The organism is Candidatus Baltobacteraceae bacterium, assembly GCA_035502855.1.
GTDB lineage: Bacteria > Vulcanimicrobiota > Vulcanimicrobiia > Vulcanimicrobiales > Vulcanimicrobiaceae > Aquilonibacter.
The window spans coordinates 122,347-142,922 of record DATJTX010000021.1; the positions used below are offsets into that span (position 1 = coordinate 122,347).

Here is a 20,576-nt window from a genome sequence, read left to right on the forward strand (position 1 = left end):
CGAACGGCGAAGGAAGCCGCGTGAGTCACCTCCGCCTGGGCTTTTTTACCGAGATCTATCGGCCCGCAGTCAACGGCGTGGTGGCCTCGGTCGAGACGCTCGCCGAGGGTTTGCGCGAACGCGGCCACGAGGTGTACTGCTTTGCACCAAGTATGCCGGGCGGCGCGCGGAGCGACGGCGACGTGTTTCGTCTTCCCTCGCTTCCGCTGCCGACTGCACCCTATCGCCTAACGTTGCCGCTGGTCGGCCGGCGCAACGTCAACAACGTGATCAAACGTCTGGCCTTGATCCACGTTCACTCGCTTTTCGTAACCGGTTGGGCCGGCTTACGGTATGCGCGGCGTTACGGCATGCCGATCGTGTACACGTACCACACGCAGCTCGAAGCCTACGCGCATTACATTCCATTCGAGCCGAAGGCGACGCGTTTTGCCGCCTCCCAGCTCACCCGTACCTTTTGCAACCTGGTCGATGGGGTGGTCGCCCCGACGCCCGCGATCGCCCGGCATCTGCGGGACCTGGGCGTGGAGGCCCGGATCGACGTGGTACCGAGCGGCATCGACGTCGATCGCTTTGCGGCGGGACGGCGCGAAGCGCGCCTGCGCCGCGGGCTTGGCGTCCCTTCCGGCGGGCGGCTGCTGGTGTGCGTCACCCGGCTGGCGCGTGAGAAGAACGTCGAGTTGCTGCTGCGCGCGCTGGCGGAGAGCGGCGACCCCGCGACCGCACTCGCCATTGCCGGCGACGGCCCGCAGCGGGACGAGCTCGAGCACTTGGCGGTCGACGTTGGCGTTGCCGACCGCGTGGTCTTCCTCGGCGTCGTCGCGGCGGCCGAGTTGCCCGATCTCTATGCGAGCGCGGACGCGTTCGTTTTTCCGAGTACGACCGAGACGCAGGGCTTGGTCCAGGCCGAAGCGCTAGCCGCCGGGGCGCTGGTGATCGCCGCCGACACCCCGCCCAACCGCGAGGTTCTCGGGGATGCTGCGCGCATCGTTGCTCCCGACCCGGCCGCGTTTGCGCGCGCCTTTCGCGATATTCCCCGCGTGCCCGACGCCGCCGTCGCGCGGCGCGCCAAAGCCGCCGCGCAGCGGTTCTCTGCGGCGCGGCAGGTCAGCCGCATGATCGAGCTCTACGAGAGCCTCCTTGCCCGAGATCCGGGCCGTCTTGACGGCGCGAACACACGTTCGATATCATAGCACTATGGTGCAGGCTCAGCTCGGATACGCCGCCGATGGATTGGGGGAGGGAATTGCCTACGCGCGCCTGACGACGCGGGCGGGAGAGCGGCTTGTGCGAGTCGCCTTCCGCGTCCCGCGCCGGTGCGGTCGAGACGATCGGGTGATCGCCTACGCGGCGCTGACGGCCATCGCTTCGATGCTCCGCGAACATGGGCTGGAGCGCGCGTCGTTCGCGCTTCCCGACGCGGAACTGGTGGCCGACTGTCACGATCGTCGCGAGGTTCCGCCCCCGCTGGTCATCCCGTACGTGCGGCTGCGTTGCGCGCTCAATCGCTTTGCCGGATACGAATTGCGCGTAGCGGAAGATCTCGACCTCGAGGGCCGCGCGCGCGCCGAACTGGTGTTGCATCCCGCCGCGTAATCGTCTTGCCCCCGGCGCCGGATCGGACGCGGCCGGGCGGCCTGAGGTCACGGCGAGGTCGTCAAGATTGCGGCTTCCCGGAGGACATGATATAGTAAGCGCGTTTAATCCCCCGTACCTATGAATCGACGCTCGCGAGGCAGCCTCGCCCGTGATAGTGTCGCGTGTTTCATGCGTACGACTCTACGAGAGAGACACTCCTCTGCAAACGGAACATCGCCCTAACGATAATGGACGGCCGCAGAGTGGTGGTCGCCGCCGCCGCTCCCGCCGCAGACACCATTTCAACCAACAATTTCCCCAACACGACCAGTTTCCTCAAGCGGAAACCGGGCCGCCGCTTTTGACCGCCGCCGACCTCGAAACGAAGAAGAAGGCGGAGCTCGTCGAGATCGCCGAGACCAACGAAGTCCCGCTCGGCAACCCGACGACGATGAAAAAGGACGAGATCGTCGCTGCGATTCTCACCGCCCAGCAGCAGCGCTCGGGCGTCGAGATGGCAAGCGGCATCCTCGACATCCTTCCCGAGGGCTACGGCTTCTTGCGCCGCGGCGGCTACGTGATCGGTAACGACGACATCTACGTCAGTCAGTCGCAGATCCGGCGCTTCGAGTTGCGGCGCGGCGACATGGTCGAAGGCCAAGTCCGCCGTCCCAAGGAGAGCGAGAAGTACTACGGGCTCATTCGCGTCGATCGCGTCAACGATTTCGATCCGGAAGCCATCAAGGGCCGGCGCACGTTCGAAAAGGGCACGCCGATCTACCCGAACGAGCGGTTCAAGCTCGAGGTGCGCTCGACCCAGCTTTCGACCCGCGTCATCGATTTGTTCTGCCCGATCGGCAAGGGTCAGCGCGCGTTGATCGTTTCGCCTCCGAAGGCCGGTAAGACGACGCTGCTCAAGAACATCGCGAATTCGATTTCGATCAACCATCCCGATGCGCACATCATCGCGCTGCTCGTGGACGAACGGCCGGAAGAAGTAACCGACATGCAGCGTACGGTCGACGGCGAAGTCGTTGCGTCGACCTTCGACGAGCACCCCGAGAATCACACGGCCGTCGCCGAGCTGACGATGGAACGCGCGAAGCGCTTGGTCGAACTTGGTAAGGACGTGGTGATCTTGCTCGACTCGATCACGCGTCTGGCTCGTGCCTACAACCAGGTCGTGGCGAGCTCGGGCCGCACGCTCTCCGGCGGTCTCGATACCGCCTCGCTCCACAAACCCAAGCGCTTCTTCGGCGCCGCGCGCAAGATCGAAGAGGGCGGTTCGCTCACGATCATCGCGACCGCGCTGATCGAAACCGGCTCCAAGATGGATGACGTGATCTTCGAAGAGTTCAAGGGCACGGGTAACATGGAGCTCAACCTGACGCGCAAACTGGCCGAATCGCGGGTCTTCCCGGCGATCGACATCAAGCGTTCGGGTACGCGCCACGAAGAACTTCTGCTCACGACCGAAGAGATGCGCAAGATCTGGATGCTGCGCCGTGCGACGTCGGTACTCAACACCGGGGATATCACGGAAATCATTCTGGACAAGATGGCGCAGACGCGCACGAACGACGAGTTCCTGCAGTCGGTTACCAAAGAAGCGCTCTCGATGTCGCGCGGGTATGACGAATCCAACGGAAACGGCAGCAAATACTAGGCTTTATCGGACAAAGCTGAAGCTTTGTCCGATAAAGCCGCGTGGCTCGCTGGACTTTATCCGTCAAAGCTAAAGCTTTGCCGTCTAAAGTCGCTCGCTCACGCTGCGCTGGTATCGTTATCGACGTATGCGGCTGAACAAATACATCGCGCAGGCGGGCGTTGCGTCGAGGCGGCGTGCCGACGAATTGATCGCGCGGGGAAAGGTGCGGGTCAACGGCAAGGTCGTCCGGGAACTGGGCACGATCGTCGTGCCCGAGGATCTCGTCGACGTGAGCGGCACCGCCATCAGGCCGGTCGAGGAGAGCGCCTATCTGGTGCTACACAAGCCGGCGGGCGTCATGACGACGATGCGGGATCCGCAAGGTCGCCGTACGGTTGCTGATCTGCTTCCCAAGCGCACGCCGCGCCTGGTACCCGTCGGACGGCTGGACTACGATACGGCAGGCGTACTGCTCATGACGAACGACGGCGATCTGACCAATCGATTGCTGCATCCGCGCTACGGCGTGGAGAAGACCTATCGGGCGACGATCGGCGGGAGGCTTTCACCGGAAGAGGTCAAGCGCGTGCACGAAGGCGTGACGCTCGATCGCGGCGAGCGCGCGGAGGCTGCCAAGGTTCGGGTGGTCGCGGTGCGGGCGGGTACGTCCGTGATCGACGTCACCGTCCACGAGGGCCGCAACCGCCAGGTCCGTCGCATGTTCGAGTCGCTCGGCCACCCGGTGCAGGCGCTGGTACGGCTGCGCTTCGGCCCGGTTTCGCTCGGCGACCTGCCTGCCGGCCACTCGCGCGAGCTTACGCCGAGAGAACTTTCGGCGCTTCGGCGCGCCGGCAGCCAGGACGAGGAACACCGCGCCCCGTAGCCTACCCCGCCGGTTGGGTAATGAACACGATAGCTTTGAGGTAAGTTAGGTCAATGAATCGAATCTCGCCAGCGCTCGCCGCTGCTTGCGTGCTTGGAATCCTCTCGAACGCATTGCCCGCGTTCGGAGCGTATGCAAACGAGTTTACCCCGGCCAAATTGAAAACGCAGGGGCAAACGCAGCACGACATCGCCGGCAGCGGAACCGTGATGGTGCAGGTGCAGGTCAACGCCGACGGCACCCACCGGGTCGTCAAGATCATTAGCTCGACCAACCACGGCGACGACGCGGCGGCGCGCGATATCGCGCAGAACTCGACCTACATTCCGGCCCACCGGGGTACGAGCGCGATTTCCTCGTTCTATGACTACCGTCTCCACTTCAACGGCAAGTCGGTGGCGCAAAGCAGCGGCGACGAGATGGCCTCCGGCGGCGGGGACACGGCCGCGATCGACGCGCTCGTGCGTGCGGGCAAGTACAAGGACGCGATCGCAAAGGCAAACGGCGCACTGCTCTCCTCGCCGGGGAACGAATCGATCCTCCAGCTCCTGGGCGTCGCGCAGTACTACGACGACGATTTCGTCGACGCGGCCACGACGTTCAACCGCGTAACCGACATCAAGAAGCCGTTCCAGCCGATCGCCGCACAGGCGTTCGCCACCGGCGCGGTGCGAGCGTCGGCAACCGATCCGGCGCAGTCGCTCGCTTTCGCAAATAAGGCGATTGCACTTTCGGACAGTGATACCTCGAAGTTCGCTCTGGGCGTGGCCCAGCTCGCGAACAAGCAATACCCGGACGCGGTCGCGACGCTGAAGGCGGTCCACGATCAGGTCAGCGACCCGAAGGACAAGCTGAACATCGATCAGGAGTTGCTGCAGGCGTACTTGGCGACGAACGATTCGGCCGGGGCATCGGCGATCGCCGCCGAGATGAAGGGCCTCGATCCGACCGGTACTCAGGCCTCGAACGCGATCGCCGCGCATTACATCCAACTCGGCAGCGACGCCATGGACTCGAGCAATTACGCCGAGGCGCTCAAGGACTTCGATCAGGCTGCCTCGGCGGGCAACCCCGCGGATGCGGTCACGGCCAACACGTTTGCCGCGTTTGCAATCATGAAAATGCCCAAGCCGGATTATGCGAAGGCCAGAGACTATGCGCTCAAGGCGGTCGCGGGAAGCCCCGATGACGCGCAGGCGAACTATGCGGCCGGCGTCTCTTACGCGGGTGTCTACTCGACGAGCGGCAAGAACGACGACAAGACGCAGGCGCTCACGTATCTGAAGAAGGCCGACACGCTCGCGAAGGCCGCCGGCAACGAAGGCCTTGCTCTGCAAATCGAGAGCCAGATTAAGAACATTCCGCAGTAAACGCTGTGGAACGGCTGGGGAGGTTGGTATTACGTCTACCAGGACTTTGCGGCGGGATAGGCCAATTGGTCCGGCCTGTTCGGGGGCGGAGCACCGCCCGTGTTTTCCATTGTCTAGCGCACTCGACATAAATACCCGGGAGGGTTTCGAAACTCGTGTTTGACGGATTTATAAGCGTGATGCAACAGGGCGGTCCCGTTATGTGGATGCTCCTCATCGCGTCCATCCTCGTCGTCGCCATCGTCATCGAGCGACTGATCTTCTTCGCGCAACAGCATAGCGATACCAAGGGTCTGCTGCGACAAATCGGCGCCAAGATCGCGGCCGACGACCTCGACGGCGCGATCAAGATTTGTCAGGCGAATAAAGGCATGCTGCCGCGTATTCTCGAGTTCGGCCTTCGCCGCGGAGAGAAGAATCGCGCCGATATCACGGATGCGCTCTCGATCGCCCTCATGGAACATCTCAACGCGCTCGAGCGCTTCCTCGGTGTGATCGGTACGATCGCCGTCATCGCGCCGTTCGTCGGTCTTTCCGGCACGGTGCTCGGCATCATTCGCGCCTTCCAAGACATCGCGCTCAAGGGCAACTCGACCCCTGCCGTCGTTGCGGGAGGCGTGTCCGAAGCGCTGATCACCACGTTCGCCGGGCTCGTCGTTGCGATCGTGGCCGTGATCTTCTTCAATTACTTCAAGTCGCGCATCAAGGCGTACAATCAAGAGATGATCGTCGCGGCGAATCAACTCGCCGAGATGCTGCACTTCCACAACACCGGCGCTCCGATTCCGACCGAGCTCTATCAGCCCTCGAAAACGGCCGCGAAGTAGCTTCGGAGCACCATTGTGAGTTTGCTCTCAGCGCAGCAAGAGTCGGACGTCATGGCGGAGATCAACATCACGCCGTTCACCGACGTGCTCTTGGTGTTGCTCATCATCTTCATGATTCTGGCCGCGCTCGTGACGCCGCCCGGGTTCGAGAAAGAGCTCCCGAACAAGAGCAATAGCACCTCGACGCAAAACAATCCCAAAAACGACATCGAGGTCGTGGTCAACGCCAAGGGCGTTATCTATGTCGACGGGCAGCAGACGAACGCCAAAGGCATCTACCGGGTGATGACCCTCACCGCGATCAAGCGCCCGCACAAGCACGTCTCGATCACGGCGGACGAGAAGGCGCCGTACGGGATCATCATCACTATTCTCGACGCTGCGCAGAACGCCGGCTTGAACGACGTCGGCTTCGTCACGTCCTAGGGAGGTTTGATTACTCGTGGCCGTTTCGACAGGCGGGGGAGAAGATGATGTGATGTCGACCATCAACATCACGCCGTTTACGGACGTGTTGTTGGTGCTCCTCATCATCTTCATCATTCTTGCCTCGGTTACGAAAGAGCCGAAGCTGCCCGACGCTTATAACAAGACAAAGGTGCAGCCTTCGCAGATCGTCGTCATTGTCGACGACAAGAACAACATCGAAATCGGTTCGAACGTCGTGAACGTGCACGATGCGGAGGGCGCCTTCCGAACGCTCCAGGAAGATACCGGGTATAAATTCCGGAGCGTCATCATCAAAGCCGATCCGAAGGCGAGCTACGGCGTGATCCTGCAGATCATGGACGCGGCCAAATCCGTCGGATTGATCGACTTCGGGCTCGCGAACCATGTCATCGGTACGCCGGAGGGACAGAGTTCTTAGCCGATGGCGAAGCAAAAGACGTTCATCACCACCGGCGAACGCATCCGGAATTATCTGGGCATCGCCTTTTTGCTTTCGATCTTGATCAACGCCCTGGCCTCGCCGTTCTATCCGAATCTCAAACAGCACCACGAATCCGATCAAGTCGAGAAGATCAGCCAGACGAAGAAGGTGCAGGTCCGGGTTCCGACGCCGCCGCCTCCGACGCCGACTCCGCCGCCGACTCCGACCCCGCCGCCGCAGCGCACGCCGCCGCCGCATCGGGTGGAACGCGTCGAGCCCAAGCTCAAGGTCAACATTCCCAAGACACACAATGCCGCGAGCGAATCGGAGACGGAGCACACCAACCAGTACACGACGGGCACGACGCAGGGCGTTCCGAACGGAACCGCGTCGACCGGACCGGTGACGCCCGCCACGCCTGCTCCGACGCCGAAGCCGGCGTGCGCGAATCCGAATCAGGAGGCGACGGTCACCAATGCGATGTCGCCGGACTATCCCGATTCGGCGCGCGATCTCGGCCTCGGACCGGTGACGGTGCTGGTCGAGGTGACGATCGGTCCGACCGGCAACCTGGTTGACGCGAAGATCAATCAGAGTTCGAACAACTTGGCGATCGACCAAGCTGCATTGCGCGCCGCGCGGCAGTCGCAATATGCTCCCAAGCTGGTCGACTGCCAGCCGACGACGGGGTCGTATATCTTCCGAGCCGAATTCAACCCCGATTAAGACGGTTCGCCTGGCCCTTCGACAAGCTCAGGGCCGGGCGCACATCCTGTGCTGCGAACCTTCACCCGCATCGTGCGGGTTCGCGCCTTTAGTTAACGAATCGGAACATGATGGATGGCAAGCGGACGCGACGGCTCTTGATCGTCGCGTTTGCTTTATCGCTCCTGCTGCACGTGATCGTCACCTTCTTCATACGGTGGCCGTTCCGCCCTTCGCCCGACGAAGTGCAGATCGTGCACATCGAACGCTTGCGTCCGATGCGCATCGCGCACGTCGTGAAGGTCCCGCCGACGCCATCGCCGCCCCCGCGTCATGTCGCGGTGAGCGTTCCGAAGCGTTCGTTCGCAACCTCGGCGCCGGGAGGGCGCGGCGGGCGCGGCGTCGCCGTCACCCCCGCGCCGACGACCGCTGCGCAGCCGACGCCGACGGCGGCGCCGACGCAGAATTGTGCGACGAACGATACGCCCGTGCAACTGGTCGCCTCGCCGCCGCCGCCCGACATCGCATCCGGCGCGCGCGGTGACGCCGTCAGCGGGGTTGCGCGAGTTCGCGTGATCGTGGACCCGCAAGGCAACGTCGAGAGCGCGAGCGTGGTTTCGAGCAGCGGCAGTCCCGCGCTCGATCTGGTTGCGCAGACCATGGCGCGCAGCGCTGCGTACTCACCCGCGACGCACGCCTGTAAAGCGGTCGCCAGCGCCTACGTCTTCTCGGTCAAATTTATAGCGTGGTGACGTCGTCAGAGGAGCGCGAGCGAAGCCGCGTCACAGCATTCCCATATCGCGGAGCAGATGCAACGTGTCGATGTAGCGCTGCAGGTGCGCGCGCGTCGCATCGTCGACCTCTAGAAACGCGATGCCGGTCCGGTAGCGCTGGAGGAGCGGATCGTAACGCGACCATCGCACGATCCCGCGGACGCGGAGCACCGGCTGAGCATCGCCGCGGAGTTCGATCTGCACGCTGATCGGGTCGGAGCGGTTGAGTTCGGCGTTGGTCAGCATCGCCATACCCCCGAGCGCGATATCGTACGTCTCGGTGAACTCCGGCGCAAACTCGTCGCCGATGCTGTAGGACACGAGTAACGTATCGCCTACACGAGCGAACTTGCGCTCTTGCGGCTCTACCGCACGGGTGTCTTCGTGCTGATCCACTAGGATCATCGCCTTAGGCCGCTCGCGCAGGCAATCCTCCCCGCGAGCTCTACCGTGCAGCTCGCGGGGAAGGCGCGTTTCGGTTGGGGGGCGTACCAAAGTGCTCCGTGACCGATCTCCAAGCACTGGTCCTCGCGCTACTGCAAGGCGTAAGCGAACTCTTCCCCGTCTCGAGCCTTGGCCACATCATCTTGGTTCCCTCGCTCTTGCATTGGACCAACATCCATCGCGCGGATCCCACCTTTCTCGCCTTTGTCGTTCTCCTGCATCTCGGCACGGCGCTCGCGCTGATCGTCTATTACCGGAAACGCTGGTTGGCGATCGTGCGAGCCCTGATCGCCAGCGTGATTCGCGGCCGGCTTTCGCCCGATCGCGACGAGCGAATCGGGTGGCTCCTGGTGGTCGGAACGATTCCGGTCGGCGTCCTTGGTGTGCTCTTCGAAGCGCCGGTCCGCGCGCTCTTCGGCTCGCCGGCGCCGGCGGCGATCTTCCTCGCGCTCAACGGCCTGGTGATGTTCGGGGGAGAAGCGCTGCGCCGGCGGCAGATGGCGGACTCGGGCCGCGTGGACCGTCCCATCGAACATTTGAGCTTTGCGCAGAGCGTGCTGGTCGGATTTGCGCAGAGTTTCGCATTGCTGCCGGGGATCTCGCGATCGGGCGCGTCGATGGTCGCGGGACTGCTCTGTGACCTCGATCACGAGGATGCGGCCGAATTTTCGTTCCTCTTGGCGACACCGGTTATCTTTGCCGCTGCCCTGCTGGAGTCGCGCTATCTGATCGCTCCGGACGCGCACGTTGCCCTGCTGCAGGCCCTGACCGGGGGACTGGTCGCGGCGATCGCCGCCTACCTCTCGGTCGCGTTCCTCATGCGCTACTTCAAGTCGAACGATCTACGCCCGTTCGGCTGGTACTGTTTGCTCGTCGGTGTAGGCTGCTTCATTCTCAGTGAACGAGGACTCTTGACGTGAAACTGCTGGCTCTCGCCCTCGCCGTGATCTTCTTCGTGCTCGGTGCGCTCTACGGTCTTGGAACGATCAACTTCTTGACGAAGTCCGGCACGACGCACGCTCACCACGTTTCGCACCTGGTGGTGTGTTGGGTTCTGGCCCTGCTCTCGCTGGTGTGGTACCGCTTTCAAAGTTCCGCCGAGAGCACGCGGCGTTAGGTCCTTGGGCCGAAAGGCCCCTGTCCATGTGACCCTCCGCATCCCGAGGTCGCGCGGCCGACTCGGTACGATGCAGGTATGCGTCGCTGGCTAACGGTCTTTGCTGCCCTCATTCTCCTTGTCGGTTGCGGCGGCGGTGGCGGAAGCAGCTCGCCCGTTCCGCCGACCCCCTTGCCCTCGGCACCCGGCTCGCCCCCTCCCTCCAGCTCGGCTTCGCCATTGCCCACCGGGAGCGCGCTGCCGTCCGCGGCGCCGTCGGCCTCCGCCGCGCCGACTTCAACGCCGACGCTCGCACCCACGCCGACGCCAACCCCGGCGCCCACCCCGACTCCGACCGGGAACGTTTGTTTCGGAATCGACGGTGCCACGTGTCCGCCCAGTCCGACGCCGACGCCTTAGGAGAGAACGATGCGCCTCACCTTTGCACTCGCCATCGTTTTCGCGGCACTTCTTGCAGCCTGTAACGGCGGCGGCACCGGATCATCGACGCTTCCCAACGCGAATCCGCCGACGGGAGGCAATTTGCCGGCGCACGCGAGCGGATCGGCGACGTTTTCAATCGTCATACCGGCAGCGAGCACGATGAAGCGGGTGCGTCCGAACTACGTTTCGCCCAACACGCAATCGCTGGCGATAACGCTCACGCAGGCGGGCGGCTCGCCGGTGCCTTCACCTGCGCCGCAGGTCGTCGCGCTCGCGCAGGGCTCGCCGAATTGCTCGACCTCGGACGGTGTGACCACGTGCACGGTCACCTCGACGTATCCGGCCGGTTCGGACGTATGGACGCTCGCGCTCTACGCATCGACCAACGGCACGGGAACGCCGCTCTCGATCAACACCGTTGCCGCGAATGTCACGACCGGAAACAACACGGTCGATTTGACCATGAATCCCGTCGTCGCTTCGCTGGCGTTTACGCCGGCGAGTGCGGCTTGTCCGTACAACGCCGCGTGCACGAACGGGGTGGTTCTCAATGCCCTCGATGCAAGCGGCGCAACGATTATCGGACCCGGCAACTACGTGAACGCTTCCCAGGGCGCGGTTACGGTTTCGATTTCGCCGGCGCCGAGCGGCTTGACGCTCGAGAATTCGAGCGGTGGTGCTGCGGTGACGAGCGGCACCGCACCGGGTCAGGTGACGCTTGCGAACATCGGGTATGACGGAAGTTCCACGTCGTCCGGCGGAACGCTCACCGTCAACGCGTCGGATACCGACGGCGACAGCGCGTCGTGGACCTTGTCGCTTGCGGCCACCCCGGAGCCGTCGGCGACTCCCGCCGGCGTGCCGTCGTGGAACGGCAAAACCATTTCAACCGTCTTTTCGCCCACCCCGGTCGTCAACGGAACACCGGACGCGTTCAACCCGCCGTATGGCGACACGCCGAGCGGCGGCCAGGGACCACTCGGCTCGACCTTCGACGGCCAGACGTGCGAAGCGTCGATGTCGAACAACTACCACATCCACGTCTTCATCGGGATCTACGTCAACGGAAGCGAGCTCGCGCTACCCGAGGGATTGGGTATTCCCGGATCGGGCAATCCGCCTCCGGACTACATCAACTACGGTTCGTGCTTCTATGCCACGCACACGCATGATTCGACCGGCGTCTTCCACGTCGAGTATACCAACCCGAACGACGTGCCGATCACGCAACCGGTTTTCCAGACGCAAGACCTCTTCAATATCTGGGGCATCACGGTCAGCCCTACGCAGTTCGGACAGTTCGCGGGACCGGTCACCGTATATACGAGCGGGCAGGTCTATCGCGGTGGAGACGATTGCAGCGGAACGTATCCTCCGGCCGGGACCGTTACCGGAAACGGAACGACCCCCGCGTCCGATCTCTCGCTCTGGACCGGCGACCCGAACGCGATCCCGCTCTACTCGCACGAGGTGATCTGGTTCTTCGTCGGATCGGGCAACCCGACGTCGCTGCCGAACGTCAGCTTCGACGAAGAATGCTAGACTTTATCCGACAAAGCTTCAGCTTTGGCGGATAAAGTCTACGTGGTTGCGACGAGGTACATTTCGTAGGGGTGTGGAGCGATCAGTTTGACGTTCGGGCGCGCGTCGCGCACCAGCGGCTCGAGTTCGCCCAGCCGCTGTTCGGTCGTTTGCACGACGACCACCGAATAGGCTTGCGCGTTCGAGAGTATGCTTGCGAAGGCGCGGGCGTACGATGGGCCGTCGGCGGCACGCGCTCCCAGGAGCGAATCGCGGTAGGCATGCTCGATCGTGAAATACGGATTGCCTTGCCACCAGGCTTCCCACATCCAGATTCGCGCATCGGCACTGCGAAACGAGTTGCGGGCGGGCGGAGCGATGAAGAGTGCGTCGCCGCTGCGCGCTGCCATCGTCGCGAGGACGTCGCCTTGCCGCACCGTGTTACGGCGCATGTTCGGCGTGACCCATTGCTCGGTCTGACGGATATACGACCATGCCAGTTCGCTCGGTGAGATGTCTTGCATGTCGTCGGCCGCCTGCGTTTTCTGCATCCAGTAACAGAAAGCGCGCCAAAGTCCCAGAATCGCCAAGCCCGTCTGTTGATCGCTGCGCAGATTGCGCACGTTGTCGTGCCAGACGCCCAGATAGACGCATTGCTCTTCGGTGAAAAAGACGCCCTCCCACGCTTTGAAGAGATCGAGCGAATAGATCCGTCCGGGCAGCATCTCGACGATCTCCGCCACCTCGGAGTCGCGCAGAATCGTGAGATCGTTGCTGATCAGGCCTTCGCCGACGCGCACGAACCACTCGAGCAGATCGCCGCCGTGGACGGCGATACCGTGACGCTTGAGATAGTTGAGGTGGGTCGGTAAACCCATGAACGGATCGACCACGCTCTTGCAGTCGTGTTCGTGCAGAATTTCGAGGAGGCGGGAGGGAGAGATGCGCCGCGTGCGCTCGGGAAGTTCGATCATGCGCGCGTCTTGGCAGCCTCCATCATCACGCGCACGACCGCCGGATCGAACTGCGTACCAACTGCGGTATCGATGCGTTCGCTGCGATCGAGCCGGTCGTAGGCGATCGCCGCAGACAAGATGGCCGCGGCCGGAGGAATCGCCGCGCGAGCGAGACCGGCTGGTTTCCCCGATCCGTCAAACCATTCGCCTCGCGCTCCGACGATGGCGGAGGCGGAGCGAAGCGACTCGTGTTGCTGCGTCAAAGCGGCGGCGCTGGCTGCGTTGCGCGCCCGGTGATCGACGCCCAGACGCGCAAGCGGATCGAACGCCTCGTCCTCGATCACCTCGACGTCGATCTCGCCCGCGCCGAAAATCCGGCACGCGATTGCGAGCGCGCGCGCGTCGTCGGCAGAGATATGCAGTGCCGCCGCGGTCGCTTCGGCGACGCGTGCGACGCGCCGCCAGCGGCCGTCGACGGCGTTGTGCGCATCGATCCGATCGGCGAACCGTTCTAACAGCGTCGCGGCATCGGTCGGCGAATCGCGCAGCGCATCCAGCGGCGGCTCCACCAGCGAGACTTCACCGCCGGTACGATGAAACCACATCGTGAACATACGAACGTTTTCGGGGGCGAACGCGCGCCCGCTCGCGAGGCCGATCTGGGCGAGCGCGTCTTCGGGATCCGGGATGCGGGTGAAACGATCGGCGAGCGCCAAACATTGTGCGGCGCGCGGGATCCCGAACCACCGTAGTTGGTCCGGATACCCGGTGCCGTCCCAAGCCTCGTGCTGCCAGCGAACCATGTCCGCCACATCCGGCGGCAGCGCTCCGATCGTTGCGCAGATCTGCGCGCCGTGCGCCGGAACATCCCAGGCTTCCATCCGCGCGGTCCGTTCGGGGAGCTGCTCGCCCTTGCGATATGCGGGGTTTCCGATCGCGCCGACGGCGTGGAGAAGGCCGGCGAAGTAGAGCGCGCTCAGGCTCGCCTCGGGAAGCTCCGCGGTCGTCGCGAGCGCGACCGCAAGCGACGCTTTGCGCACGGCAAAGCCCGGAGCGTTGCCCATTGCGGCATCGCCGACGGCGCCAAACCATGAAAGAACATCCGCCACGAGCATGCGAGCCGCCCGAGGATCGCCGCCGGTGTCCTGGAATAGCGTCATTGCTTACGCCGTTTACATATAGCCGTGCAGAAACCCTCACACATCCAGGCCGACGGTCGCATTTCCATGGTGGACATTTCCCACAAGCCCGCCTCGGCGCGAACCGCGCACGCGCGGGCGCTGGTTCGGATGAGTCCGCAGGCCGCCAGGGCGTTACGTGACGCGACGCTGCCGAAGGGAGATGCGTTTGTTGCCGCGCAGCTTGCGGGTATCATGGCCGCAAAGCAAACCGGAAGCCTGATACCGCTCGCGCATCCGCTGCCGCTGGCTCACGTCGACGTGACCTTCGCGTGGAAGGACGAGTCGTGCCTGTGCATCGACGCGGTCGCAGGTACGACCGCGCAGACCGGCGTTGAGATGGAGGCTATGGTCGCGGCAAGTATCGCGGCGCTGACGATCTACGACATGACGAAAGCGGTCGATAAAGGCATTGTCGTCGAGAGCGTCCGGTTGCTCTCGAAAACCGGCGGTAAGAGCGGATCTTTCGAGGCGCCGAAAGGCGCACCTTAGGATGAGCGCGTTTAAGACCGCGTTGATCGTGCTCTCGGACCGGGCGGCCGACGGCCGGCGCGCCGACGGCTGCATTCCGGTGATGCGCGAACGTCTCGGCTCGAACTACGAGGTCGTGCGCGAAGTCGTTCTCGCCGACGATCCCGGTGCGCTGCAGGCCGAACTCATCGAACTCGCGGATCGCGGCGCGGCGGAGTTGATTTTGACCAGCGGCGGGACGGGCCTGGGGCCGCGGGATCGCACGCCGCAGGCGACCGCCGCCGTCCTCGACTACGAAGTGCCCGGCATCGCCGAGGCGATTCGCGCCGCCTCGATTCCGATCGTGCAAACGGCGATGCTCTCGCGTGCGACCGCCGGCGTTCGTTTACGGACGCTGATTGTCAACCTTCCCGGCAGTCCGAAAGCCGTGGGCGAAGCGCTCGGCGTCATCGTGCCGGTGCTGCCGCATGCGCTCGAACTGCTCGCCGACCGGGTCGTCGACGGATAAGGGATTCGACGAAGCACATGGAGTTCGGATCCGCGCAAGAGTATCTGCTCGCTACCATCAACGAAACGGTTTCGCGGCGGATGCCCTACCGGTTGGAGCGCATGCGCGCATTCATGCGGGAACTCGGCGATCCTCAGGATCGCTATCCAACGGTCCACGTTGGAGGAACCAGCGGCAAGGGCTCGACGTCGATGATGATCGCGGCGGCGCTCGGGCGCTCGGGCAAACGCGTCGGCTTGCATACCAAACCGCATCTTCGTTCGATGACCGAACGCGCGCGCATCGACGGCGTCGCGATCGGCGAGGAACGCTTCGGCGCGCTGCTCGAAGAGATGATGCCCGCGATCGAGCGAACGACCCGCGTCCACGGCCGTCCGACGTATTACGAAACACTGCTCGGGCTGACGTTGCTGTACTTTGCACAGGAACAGGTCGACGTTGCCGTGATCGAAGTCGGTCTGGGTGGCCGGCTGGACGGAACCAACGTGATCGTACCTGTCGTCGCAGCGATTACATCGGTCGGGCTCGACCACACCGACGTTCTGGGCGATTCGATCGAGGAGATCGCGCTCGAGAAAGCCGGCATTGCCAAACCGGGCGTGCCGATCGTGGTGGCGGCCGACGACGAAGCGGCATATGCGGTGATCGCGCAGCGGGCAAAGGAGACCGGAGCACCGCTCGTCGACGCGCGTTCCTCGGCCATCGCCATCGAGGACTCAAGAATCGAGCGCGACGGGCAAGCGTTCACGGTTCGCACCGCGCGGGCGCGCTATGCGATCGAGACGCGCATGCTCGGTGTTTTCCAGCGGCGCAATGCGGCCACCGCGATCGTTACGATGGAGGCGCTGCCGGACGGCTTGCGGCCGAGCGTCGAGCAGGTCGAGGCAGCGTTCGCCGAATTGACGATTCCGGGGCGCATGGAGGTCTATCCCGGACATCCGAGCTTGGTTTTCGACATTGCGCACAACGTCGAGAAGGCCGAGCAGCTGCTGCAGTCGTTGCGCGAGCGTTTCGCCGACCGGCACTTTACGTTCGTGGTCGCGATCGGTGCCAGCAAGGATGCGACCGAGATTCTCCGAACGCTGGCCGCGCTGCCGGCGAATTTCGTTTTCACCACGTTCGAAACGGCGGGCCGCGAGGCCACGAGCCCGATGCGCCTGCTGCGGATTGCCGAATCGCTGGGGACCTGGGGGCGAGCGGTCGCGGATCCCGTCGAAGCGCTTTCGGTTGCGCGTCGCAGCGCCGCCGCGAACGACGTGATCGTGGTAACGGGCTCGACGTTTCTCGTGGCGGCGTTGCGGGAATGGTGGCTGGTCGCGGCGTGATGCGCCTGCGCGGGCGCAGCTTTGTGTGGGGCGAGCGAACGTATCTCATGGCGATCGTAAATGTCACGCCCGACTCGTTTGCCGGTGACGGGCGCACGCAGATCGGCGCCGCGATCGATTATGCCGTGCACCAATGGAACGCCGGCGCCGATATTCTCGACATCGGCGGCGAGTCGACGCGTCCCGGTCACGAGCCGGTCGACGAGGCGACGGAGCTGGCGCGCGTCGTACCGGTGATCGCCGGCGTGCGCGAGCGGCTGCGCGACGCGGTGATCTCGGTCGACACGTACAAGCCGGCGGTCGCGCGCGCCGCCCATCATGCCGGGGCGGATGCCGTCAATTCGGTTTGGGGCGCACCGGATGAATTGCTCGCCGTCGCCGCCGAGCACGATATGCCGATCTCTGCGATGCACAATCAGCACGGCACGCACTACGATGGCGACGTGGTCGACTCGGTGGTAGCGTTCCTGCGTGACTGCGCCGACCGCGCGTTGCTCGCCGGAATCGGACCGGAGCGGATCATGCTCGATCCCGGCATCGGCTTCGGCAAAACGCCGAATCACAACATCCGCGTGCTGCGCAGCCTCGAGCGCATCTGTGAACTCGGCTTTCCGACCCTGCTCGGAACCTCACGCAAGTCGACGATCGGAAAGTTGACCGGCCGCGAGCCGCACGAGCGGATTTATGGTACGGCGGCAACCACGGCGCTCGGCATTGCGGCCGGTATCGACGTCGTGCGCGTGCACGACGTCGCGCAGAACCGCGACGTGATCAGCGTCTGCGATGCGATCGTGCGCGATTGGAGGCCGAGCGGATGGACCGGATAGCGCTGCACGACATCGTCGTCGAGGGACGTCATGGCGTGCACGCCGACGAACGAGAACGGCCGCAGCCGTTTCGCCTCGATCTGGTACTCGAACTCGATCTCTCGCGCGCCGCAGCCAGCGACGATCTGCGCGATACGATCAACTACGCCGCGATTCATCGGCGTATCGTCGAGATCGTCCAGACGCATTCGTACGCGCTCCTCGAGCGATTGGCCGGGGTGATACTCGACGAGATCACCGGCGACGACCGCGTCGTCCTCGCCGACCTCTCGATCGCCAAGCCCGGTTTGCTCGACGGTGCGACGCCCTCGGTGCGCCTGGTTCGTGCGCGCGAACCGTGGCCGTAACGCGCGCGTACATCGGCCTGGGATCAAACCTCGATGATCCCGTTCGTCGAGTGCGCGGCGCCGCCGATGCGTTGCGCGCACTCGGCGAGGTCACAGCGGTTTCGTCCCTGTACCGTACCGCTCCGTGGGGAAAAACCGATCAGCCGACGTTCGTCAACGCGGTGGTGGGACTGGACACGGAGATGCGCCCGCGCGCCTTGCTGCACGCCTTGAAACGGCTCGAGCGTGAACTGGGCCGCGTCGAATCCGGCGAACGCTGGGGGCCGCGCCGGATCGATTTCGACATCCTCGTCTTCGGTGAGGAACGCATCGACGAGGACGATCTGCTGATCCCGCATCGGCACCTGCACCGGCGGGCATTTGCGCTGGTGCCGCTCGCCGAGATCGCGCCGCAGTACGTGCCGATGCGCGATGCGCTCTCGGCCGAAGAACGCGCCGGCGTGGAGAAAATCGTTACGGAACCGTCTCGCCCTACGAGACGTGCTTGATCAGCGGGTTGTTCTCTTCGCGGCTGGTGACGTCGTAGAGACGTTTGTGGATGAAGACGTCGAGCAGCAGCGGATCGACCTTGCCGCGCTGCGCGAATTCTTTGGAGAGAATATCGAGCGCGCGCTCGGTGGACATCCCTTTCTTGTAGGGCCGGTCCGAGGCCGTGAGCGCGTCGAAGACGTCGCTGATCGTCATCATCCGCACCTGCGGCTTGATCGCCTCGCCCTTGAGCTTTCGCGGATAGCCGGTTCCGTCGAGATGCTCGTGATGGCCATAGGCCAAATCGGCCACGTCGCGCCACGGCGTCTCTTGCCACGGGATCTCGCGCAGAAACAGGAACGATTGCGTGACGTGTTCCTGCATCCGGTTGCGCTCGTCGTCGGAAAGCGAGCCGCGCGGAATCGTCAGGTAATCGTACTCATGCGACTCGAGCAGCGGTCGCGGCCCGTCGACGTCGCGGTAGCGGCGCTCCAACGCGCGCAGCAGTGTTTCATCGCCAGCGTCCGCGACGACGTTGGGCTCGTTGGCGGATTCGATCTTGACGAGCAGTTCGCGCAGCAACTCCTTGTCGTCTTTGGCTCGAGCCTGTTCGAGCGCGAGCAGAAAGCGCAGACGAATCGTGTCGAGCCGTCCGTCGGGGAGCTTTTTTGCCTTGGCAAAGATGTACTCGGGAACTGCGACCTTGCCGAAATCGTGCAGGAGCGAGGCGTAGCGCACCTCGCGGATCTGCTCGACCGTGAAGTGCAGACCGGCGAGCGGCCCCGAGTCGATCGTGTTGATGGCTTCGGCTTGGGCGACGGTCAGCGCAGCAACGCGTTCGGAGTGGCCTTGGGTGGATTTGTCGCGAACTTCGATCGCCTTGACCGAGGCGTGGACGAACCGCTCGAAGAGGTTCTGGATCGCATCGACCAGCCGCGCGTTCTCCATCGCGACCGCCGCTTGCGAAGCAAGCGCCGTAAGCAGCCGCTCGTCGTGCGCGTCGTACGGCCGTACGATCTCTTCGGTGTGGGCCGGCGATTCGAGCTCGGTTTGGAAGCTCGGCTTGTGATTGATGAGCTGAATCGCGCCGATGACGTTGCCCTGCAGATTGCGCATCGGCACGCACAGGATCGACTTCGTGCGGTAATTGTTCTTATCGTCGAAGGCGCGGTTGAAACGATACGGCGAGGATTCGGGAATCGCGTACGCATCCTCGATTTGAAGCGCCTCTCCCGTCACCGCAACGTATCCGGCAATCGATGTGGTCGAGAGCGGAAGCAGCGCGTCCATCAGGACCCCGTCGTCGTGGGGGCCCGTTTGCGCGACCGCGAAGCGCAGACGTCTCTGATCGTCGTGCTCTTCGATCACGAACAAACTTCCGGCATCGGAGAACGTCAATTCACGCGCCTTACGCACGATCAGCCGCTGCAGCGTGGGAAGGTCGCGTTCAGACGAGAGCGAGCGCCCGATTTCGAGCAATTCCTCGCCTTCGCGCGCGGTGCGCGTCAGGGAACGCGCGCTCTCGATTTTTGCCGCGGTGCGGAGCGCGGCAAGCAGGCAGGCCCCGGTCACCGGCGGATGCATGATGGCGACGACGTCGGGATCGTCGGCAATCCATGCCAGCGCCGAGTGCGCAGGGGGCAACACCACGATCGCGGTTACTGGGGGCGCCCCCAAAGTCCGCAATCCGCCACGCTCGCGCAGCCGTTTGAAATCCACGGCGTGGACCGAAACCCCGACGTTGCCGAGCAGAAGCGGCAACTCACCCAGATCGAGGTCATGCGGATAGAGGACCAGTGTGGCCATCCCTTATATAATCGGCCGTAATTCGGAATTGCGCCAGAGTGCCGCGGGACGTCGCGCCTGCCGGAGGGCACGCCCGCGAGCGCGAAAGCCTAGCGCCGATGTCCGATCCCTACCCCTCCTCCGCCCTCGCCGGGCGGGTCCGCGCTTTGGCCGAGCTGCTCGTCGAGACCGATTTGCTGCGCCTGCGGATCGAGCGCGAAGGGGAGGAGATCGAGCTCGGCCGCCGGGCGATGCACCCGGACGTGGTGCCGGAGGTCCCGGCCGATCTGGGCGCGCTCGATGCCCGCCCCGCCCGAGCCGAACAGATCCGGGCCGATCTGGTGGGAATCTTTCACCTGAGCCGCCCGGCGCCCGCCGAGGGCGATCTGCTCGAGGGCGACCGCGAACTGGCCTTCATCGAGGCACTCGGGATTCGAAACCCCGTGCGCAGTCTGGGGCCGGGACGGATTCTGGCGATTCGGCGCGGAGACGGGCAGCCCGTCGAATACGGCTCGGTGCTCTTCGAAATCGATCGCGGATGAGCGCGGAGG

The 20,576-nt window shown here is 64.1% G+C and carries 24 protein-coding genes; 20 read left to right on the forward strand and 4 right to left on the reverse strand.

The features are described 5' to 3' along the window. Positions 1-20: 20 nt before the first annotated feature. The 10 genes from VMF11_06775 to VMF11_06820 all read left to right on the forward strand — a co-directional run bounded on the left by VMF11_06775 (position 21) and on the right by VMF11_06820 (position 8,634). Positions 21-1,193 (forward strand): glycosyltransferase, encoded by a 1,173-nt coding sequence (locus VMF11_06775; protein HTU70009.1) that lies wholly within the window; start codon positions 21-23, stop codon positions 1,191-1,193. Between the two features lie 4 nt (positions 1,194-1,197). Continuing rightward, positions 1,198-1,596, forward strand: a complete 399-nt coding sequence (locus VMF11_06780; protein ID HTU70010.1) for a hypothetical protein — start codon at positions 1,198-1,200, stop codon at positions 1,594-1,596. Between the two features lie 157 nt (positions 1,597-1,753). Continuing rightward, positions 1,754-3,244, forward strand: coding sequence for a transcription termination factor Rho (rho, locus tag VMF11_06785; protein ID HTU70011.1), 1,491 nt, complete (start codon positions 1,754-1,756; stop codon positions 3,242-3,244). A gap of 127 nt (positions 3,245-3,371) precedes the next feature. Beyond that, positions 3,372-4,109 carry a pseudouridine synthase gene (locus VMF11_06790; protein HTU70012.1) on the forward strand — a complete coding sequence of 246 codons (738 nt, stop codon included), beginning with the start codon at positions 3,372-3,374 and terminating at the stop codon, positions 4,107-4,109. 53 nt (positions 4,110-4,162) lie between these two features. Then, complete coding sequence (locus tag VMF11_06795; protein HTU70013.1) at positions 4,163-5,479, forward strand: tetratricopeptide repeat protein; 1,317 nt, start codon at positions 4,163-4,165, stop codon at positions 5,477-5,479. A gap of 155 nt (positions 5,480-5,634) precedes the next feature. After that, a complete protein-coding gene (locus tag VMF11_06800; GenBank protein ID HTU70014.1) occupies positions 5,635-6,306 on the forward strand; it encodes a MotA/TolQ/ExbB proton channel family protein in 672 nt (223 codons plus the stop codon). Between the two features lie 15 nt (positions 6,307-6,321). Next, the gene (locus VMF11_06805) at positions 6,322-6,732 is read left to right on the forward strand and encodes a biopolymer transporter ExbD (GenBank protein HTU70015.1); all 411 of its coding nucleotides are present in this window, start codon (positions 6,322-6,324) and stop codon (positions 6,730-6,732) included. 52 nt (positions 6,733-6,784) lie between these two features. Further along, positions 6,785-7,174, forward strand: a complete 390-nt coding sequence (locus tag VMF11_06810) for a biopolymer transporter ExbD (protein ID HTU70016.1) — start codon at positions 6,785-6,787, stop codon at positions 7,172-7,174. Between the two features lie 3 nt (positions 7,175-7,177). Continuing rightward, positions 7,178-7,903 (forward strand): energy transducer TonB, encoded by a 726-nt coding sequence (locus VMF11_06815; protein ID HTU70017.1) that lies wholly within the window; start codon positions 7,178-7,180, stop codon positions 7,901-7,903. Positions 7,904-8,010: 107 nt separating this feature from the next. After that, complete coding sequence (locus tag VMF11_06820) at positions 8,011-8,634, forward strand: TonB family protein (protein ID HTU70018.1); 624 nt, start codon at positions 8,011-8,013, stop codon at positions 8,632-8,634. 30 nt (positions 8,635-8,664) lie between these two features. Here VMF11_06820 and VMF11_06825 read toward each other — a convergent pair whose 3' ends face one another. After that, positions 8,665-9,060: a PilZ domain-containing protein gene (locus VMF11_06825; GenBank protein HTU70019.1), complete on the reverse strand. Its 396-nt coding sequence runs from the start codon at positions 9,058-9,060 to the stop codon at positions 8,665-8,667. Between the two features lie 98 nt (positions 9,061-9,158). Here VMF11_06825 and VMF11_06830 point away from each other — a divergent pair, with 98 nt between their 5' ends. The 3 genes from VMF11_06830 to VMF11_06840 all read left to right on the forward strand — a co-directional run bounded on the left by VMF11_06830 (position 9,159) and on the right by VMF11_06840 (position 12,181). Beyond that, positions 9,159-10,019 carry an undecaprenyl-diphosphate phosphatase gene (locus VMF11_06830; protein ID HTU70020.1) on the forward strand — a complete coding sequence of 287 codons (861 nt, stop codon included), beginning with the start codon at positions 9,159-9,161 and terminating at the stop codon, positions 10,017-10,019. Next, positions 10,016-10,216: a hypothetical protein gene (locus VMF11_06835; GenBank protein ID HTU70021.1), complete on the forward strand. Its 201-nt coding sequence runs from the start codon at positions 10,016-10,018 to the stop codon at positions 10,214-10,216. The genes VMF11_06830 and VMF11_06835 overlap by 4 nt, the downstream gene beginning before the upstream one ends. Before the next feature lie 408 nt (positions 10,217-10,624). Then, a complete protein-coding gene (locus VMF11_06840; protein ID HTU70022.1) occupies positions 10,625-12,181 on the forward strand; it encodes a hypothetical protein in 1,557 nt (518 codons plus the stop codon). A gap of 38 nt (positions 12,182-12,219) precedes the next feature. Here VMF11_06840 and VMF11_06845 read toward each other — a convergent pair whose 3' ends face one another. Together VMF11_06845 and VMF11_06850 are read right to left on the reverse strand one after the other, a co-directional pair. Next, entirely contained in the window at positions 12,220-13,134 is a 915-nt protein-coding gene (locus VMF11_06845) for a hypothetical protein (GenBank protein HTU70023.1), read from the reverse strand. Beyond that, positions 13,131-14,276, reverse strand: coding sequence for an HD domain-containing phosphohydrolase (locus tag VMF11_06850; GenBank protein ID HTU70024.1), 1,146 nt, complete (start codon positions 14,274-14,276; stop codon positions 13,131-13,133). The genes VMF11_06845 and VMF11_06850 overlap by 4 nt, the downstream gene beginning before the upstream one ends. A gap of 24 nt (positions 14,277-14,300) precedes the next feature. On the opposite strand from VMF11_06850, the gene moaC reads away from it, so the two are divergent. From moaC to folK, 6 genes are read left to right on the forward strand one after another with little or no spacing between them, the layout of a single operon-like run. After that, a complete protein-coding gene (moaC, locus tag VMF11_06855; GenBank protein HTU70025.1) occupies positions 14,301-14,786 on the forward strand; it encodes a cyclic pyranopterin monophosphate synthase MoaC in 486 nt (161 codons plus the stop codon). A gap of 1 nt (position 14,787) precedes the next feature. Further along, positions 14,788-15,273 (forward strand): MogA/MoaB family molybdenum cofactor biosynthesis protein, encoded by a 486-nt coding sequence (locus VMF11_06860; GenBank protein ID HTU70026.1) that lies wholly within the window; start codon positions 14,788-14,790, stop codon positions 15,271-15,273. Positions 15,274-15,290: 17 nt separating this feature from the next. Next, the gene (locus tag VMF11_06865; protein ID HTU70027.1) at positions 15,291-16,598 is read left to right on the forward strand and encodes a folylpolyglutamate synthase/dihydrofolate synthase family protein; all 1,308 of its coding nucleotides are present in this window, start codon (positions 15,291-15,293) and stop codon (positions 16,596-16,598) included. Continuing rightward, positions 16,598-17,425 carry a dihydropteroate synthase gene (folP, locus tag VMF11_06870; protein ID HTU70028.1) on the forward strand — a complete coding sequence of 276 codons (828 nt, stop codon included), beginning with the start codon at positions 16,598-16,600 and terminating at the stop codon, positions 17,423-17,425. The genes VMF11_06865 and folP overlap by 1 nt, the downstream gene beginning before the upstream one ends. Beyond that, positions 17,413-17,772 carry a dihydroneopterin aldolase gene (folB, locus tag VMF11_06875; protein ID HTU70029.1) on the forward strand — a complete coding sequence of 120 codons (360 nt, stop codon included), beginning with the start codon at positions 17,413-17,415 and terminating at the stop codon, positions 17,770-17,772. Before folP ends, folB begins: the two co-directional genes overlap by 13 nt. Beyond that, positions 17,763-18,260 (forward strand): 2-amino-4-hydroxy-6-hydroxymethyldihydropteridine diphosphokinase, encoded by a 498-nt coding sequence (gene folK, locus VMF11_06880; GenBank protein HTU70030.1) that lies wholly within the window; start codon positions 17,763-17,765, stop codon positions 18,258-18,260. The genes folB and folK overlap by 10 nt, the downstream gene beginning before the upstream one ends. Here the strand turns inward: folK and VMF11_06885 are convergent. Continuing rightward, positions 18,244-20,046, reverse strand: coding sequence for an HD domain-containing phosphohydrolase (locus tag VMF11_06885; protein HTU70031.1), 1,803 nt, complete (start codon positions 20,044-20,046; stop codon positions 18,244-18,246). The genes folK and VMF11_06885 overlap by 17 nt on opposite strands. Positions 20,047-20,144: 98 nt before the next feature. Between VMF11_06885 and VMF11_06890 the strand changes: the two genes are divergently transcribed. After that, on the forward strand, positions 20,145-20,567 hold the full coding sequence (locus tag VMF11_06890) for a hypothetical protein (GenBank protein ID HTU70032.1): 423 nt from the start codon (positions 20,145-20,147) through the stop codon (positions 20,565-20,567). The last annotated feature ends 9 nt before the right edge of the window (positions 20,568-20,576 follow it).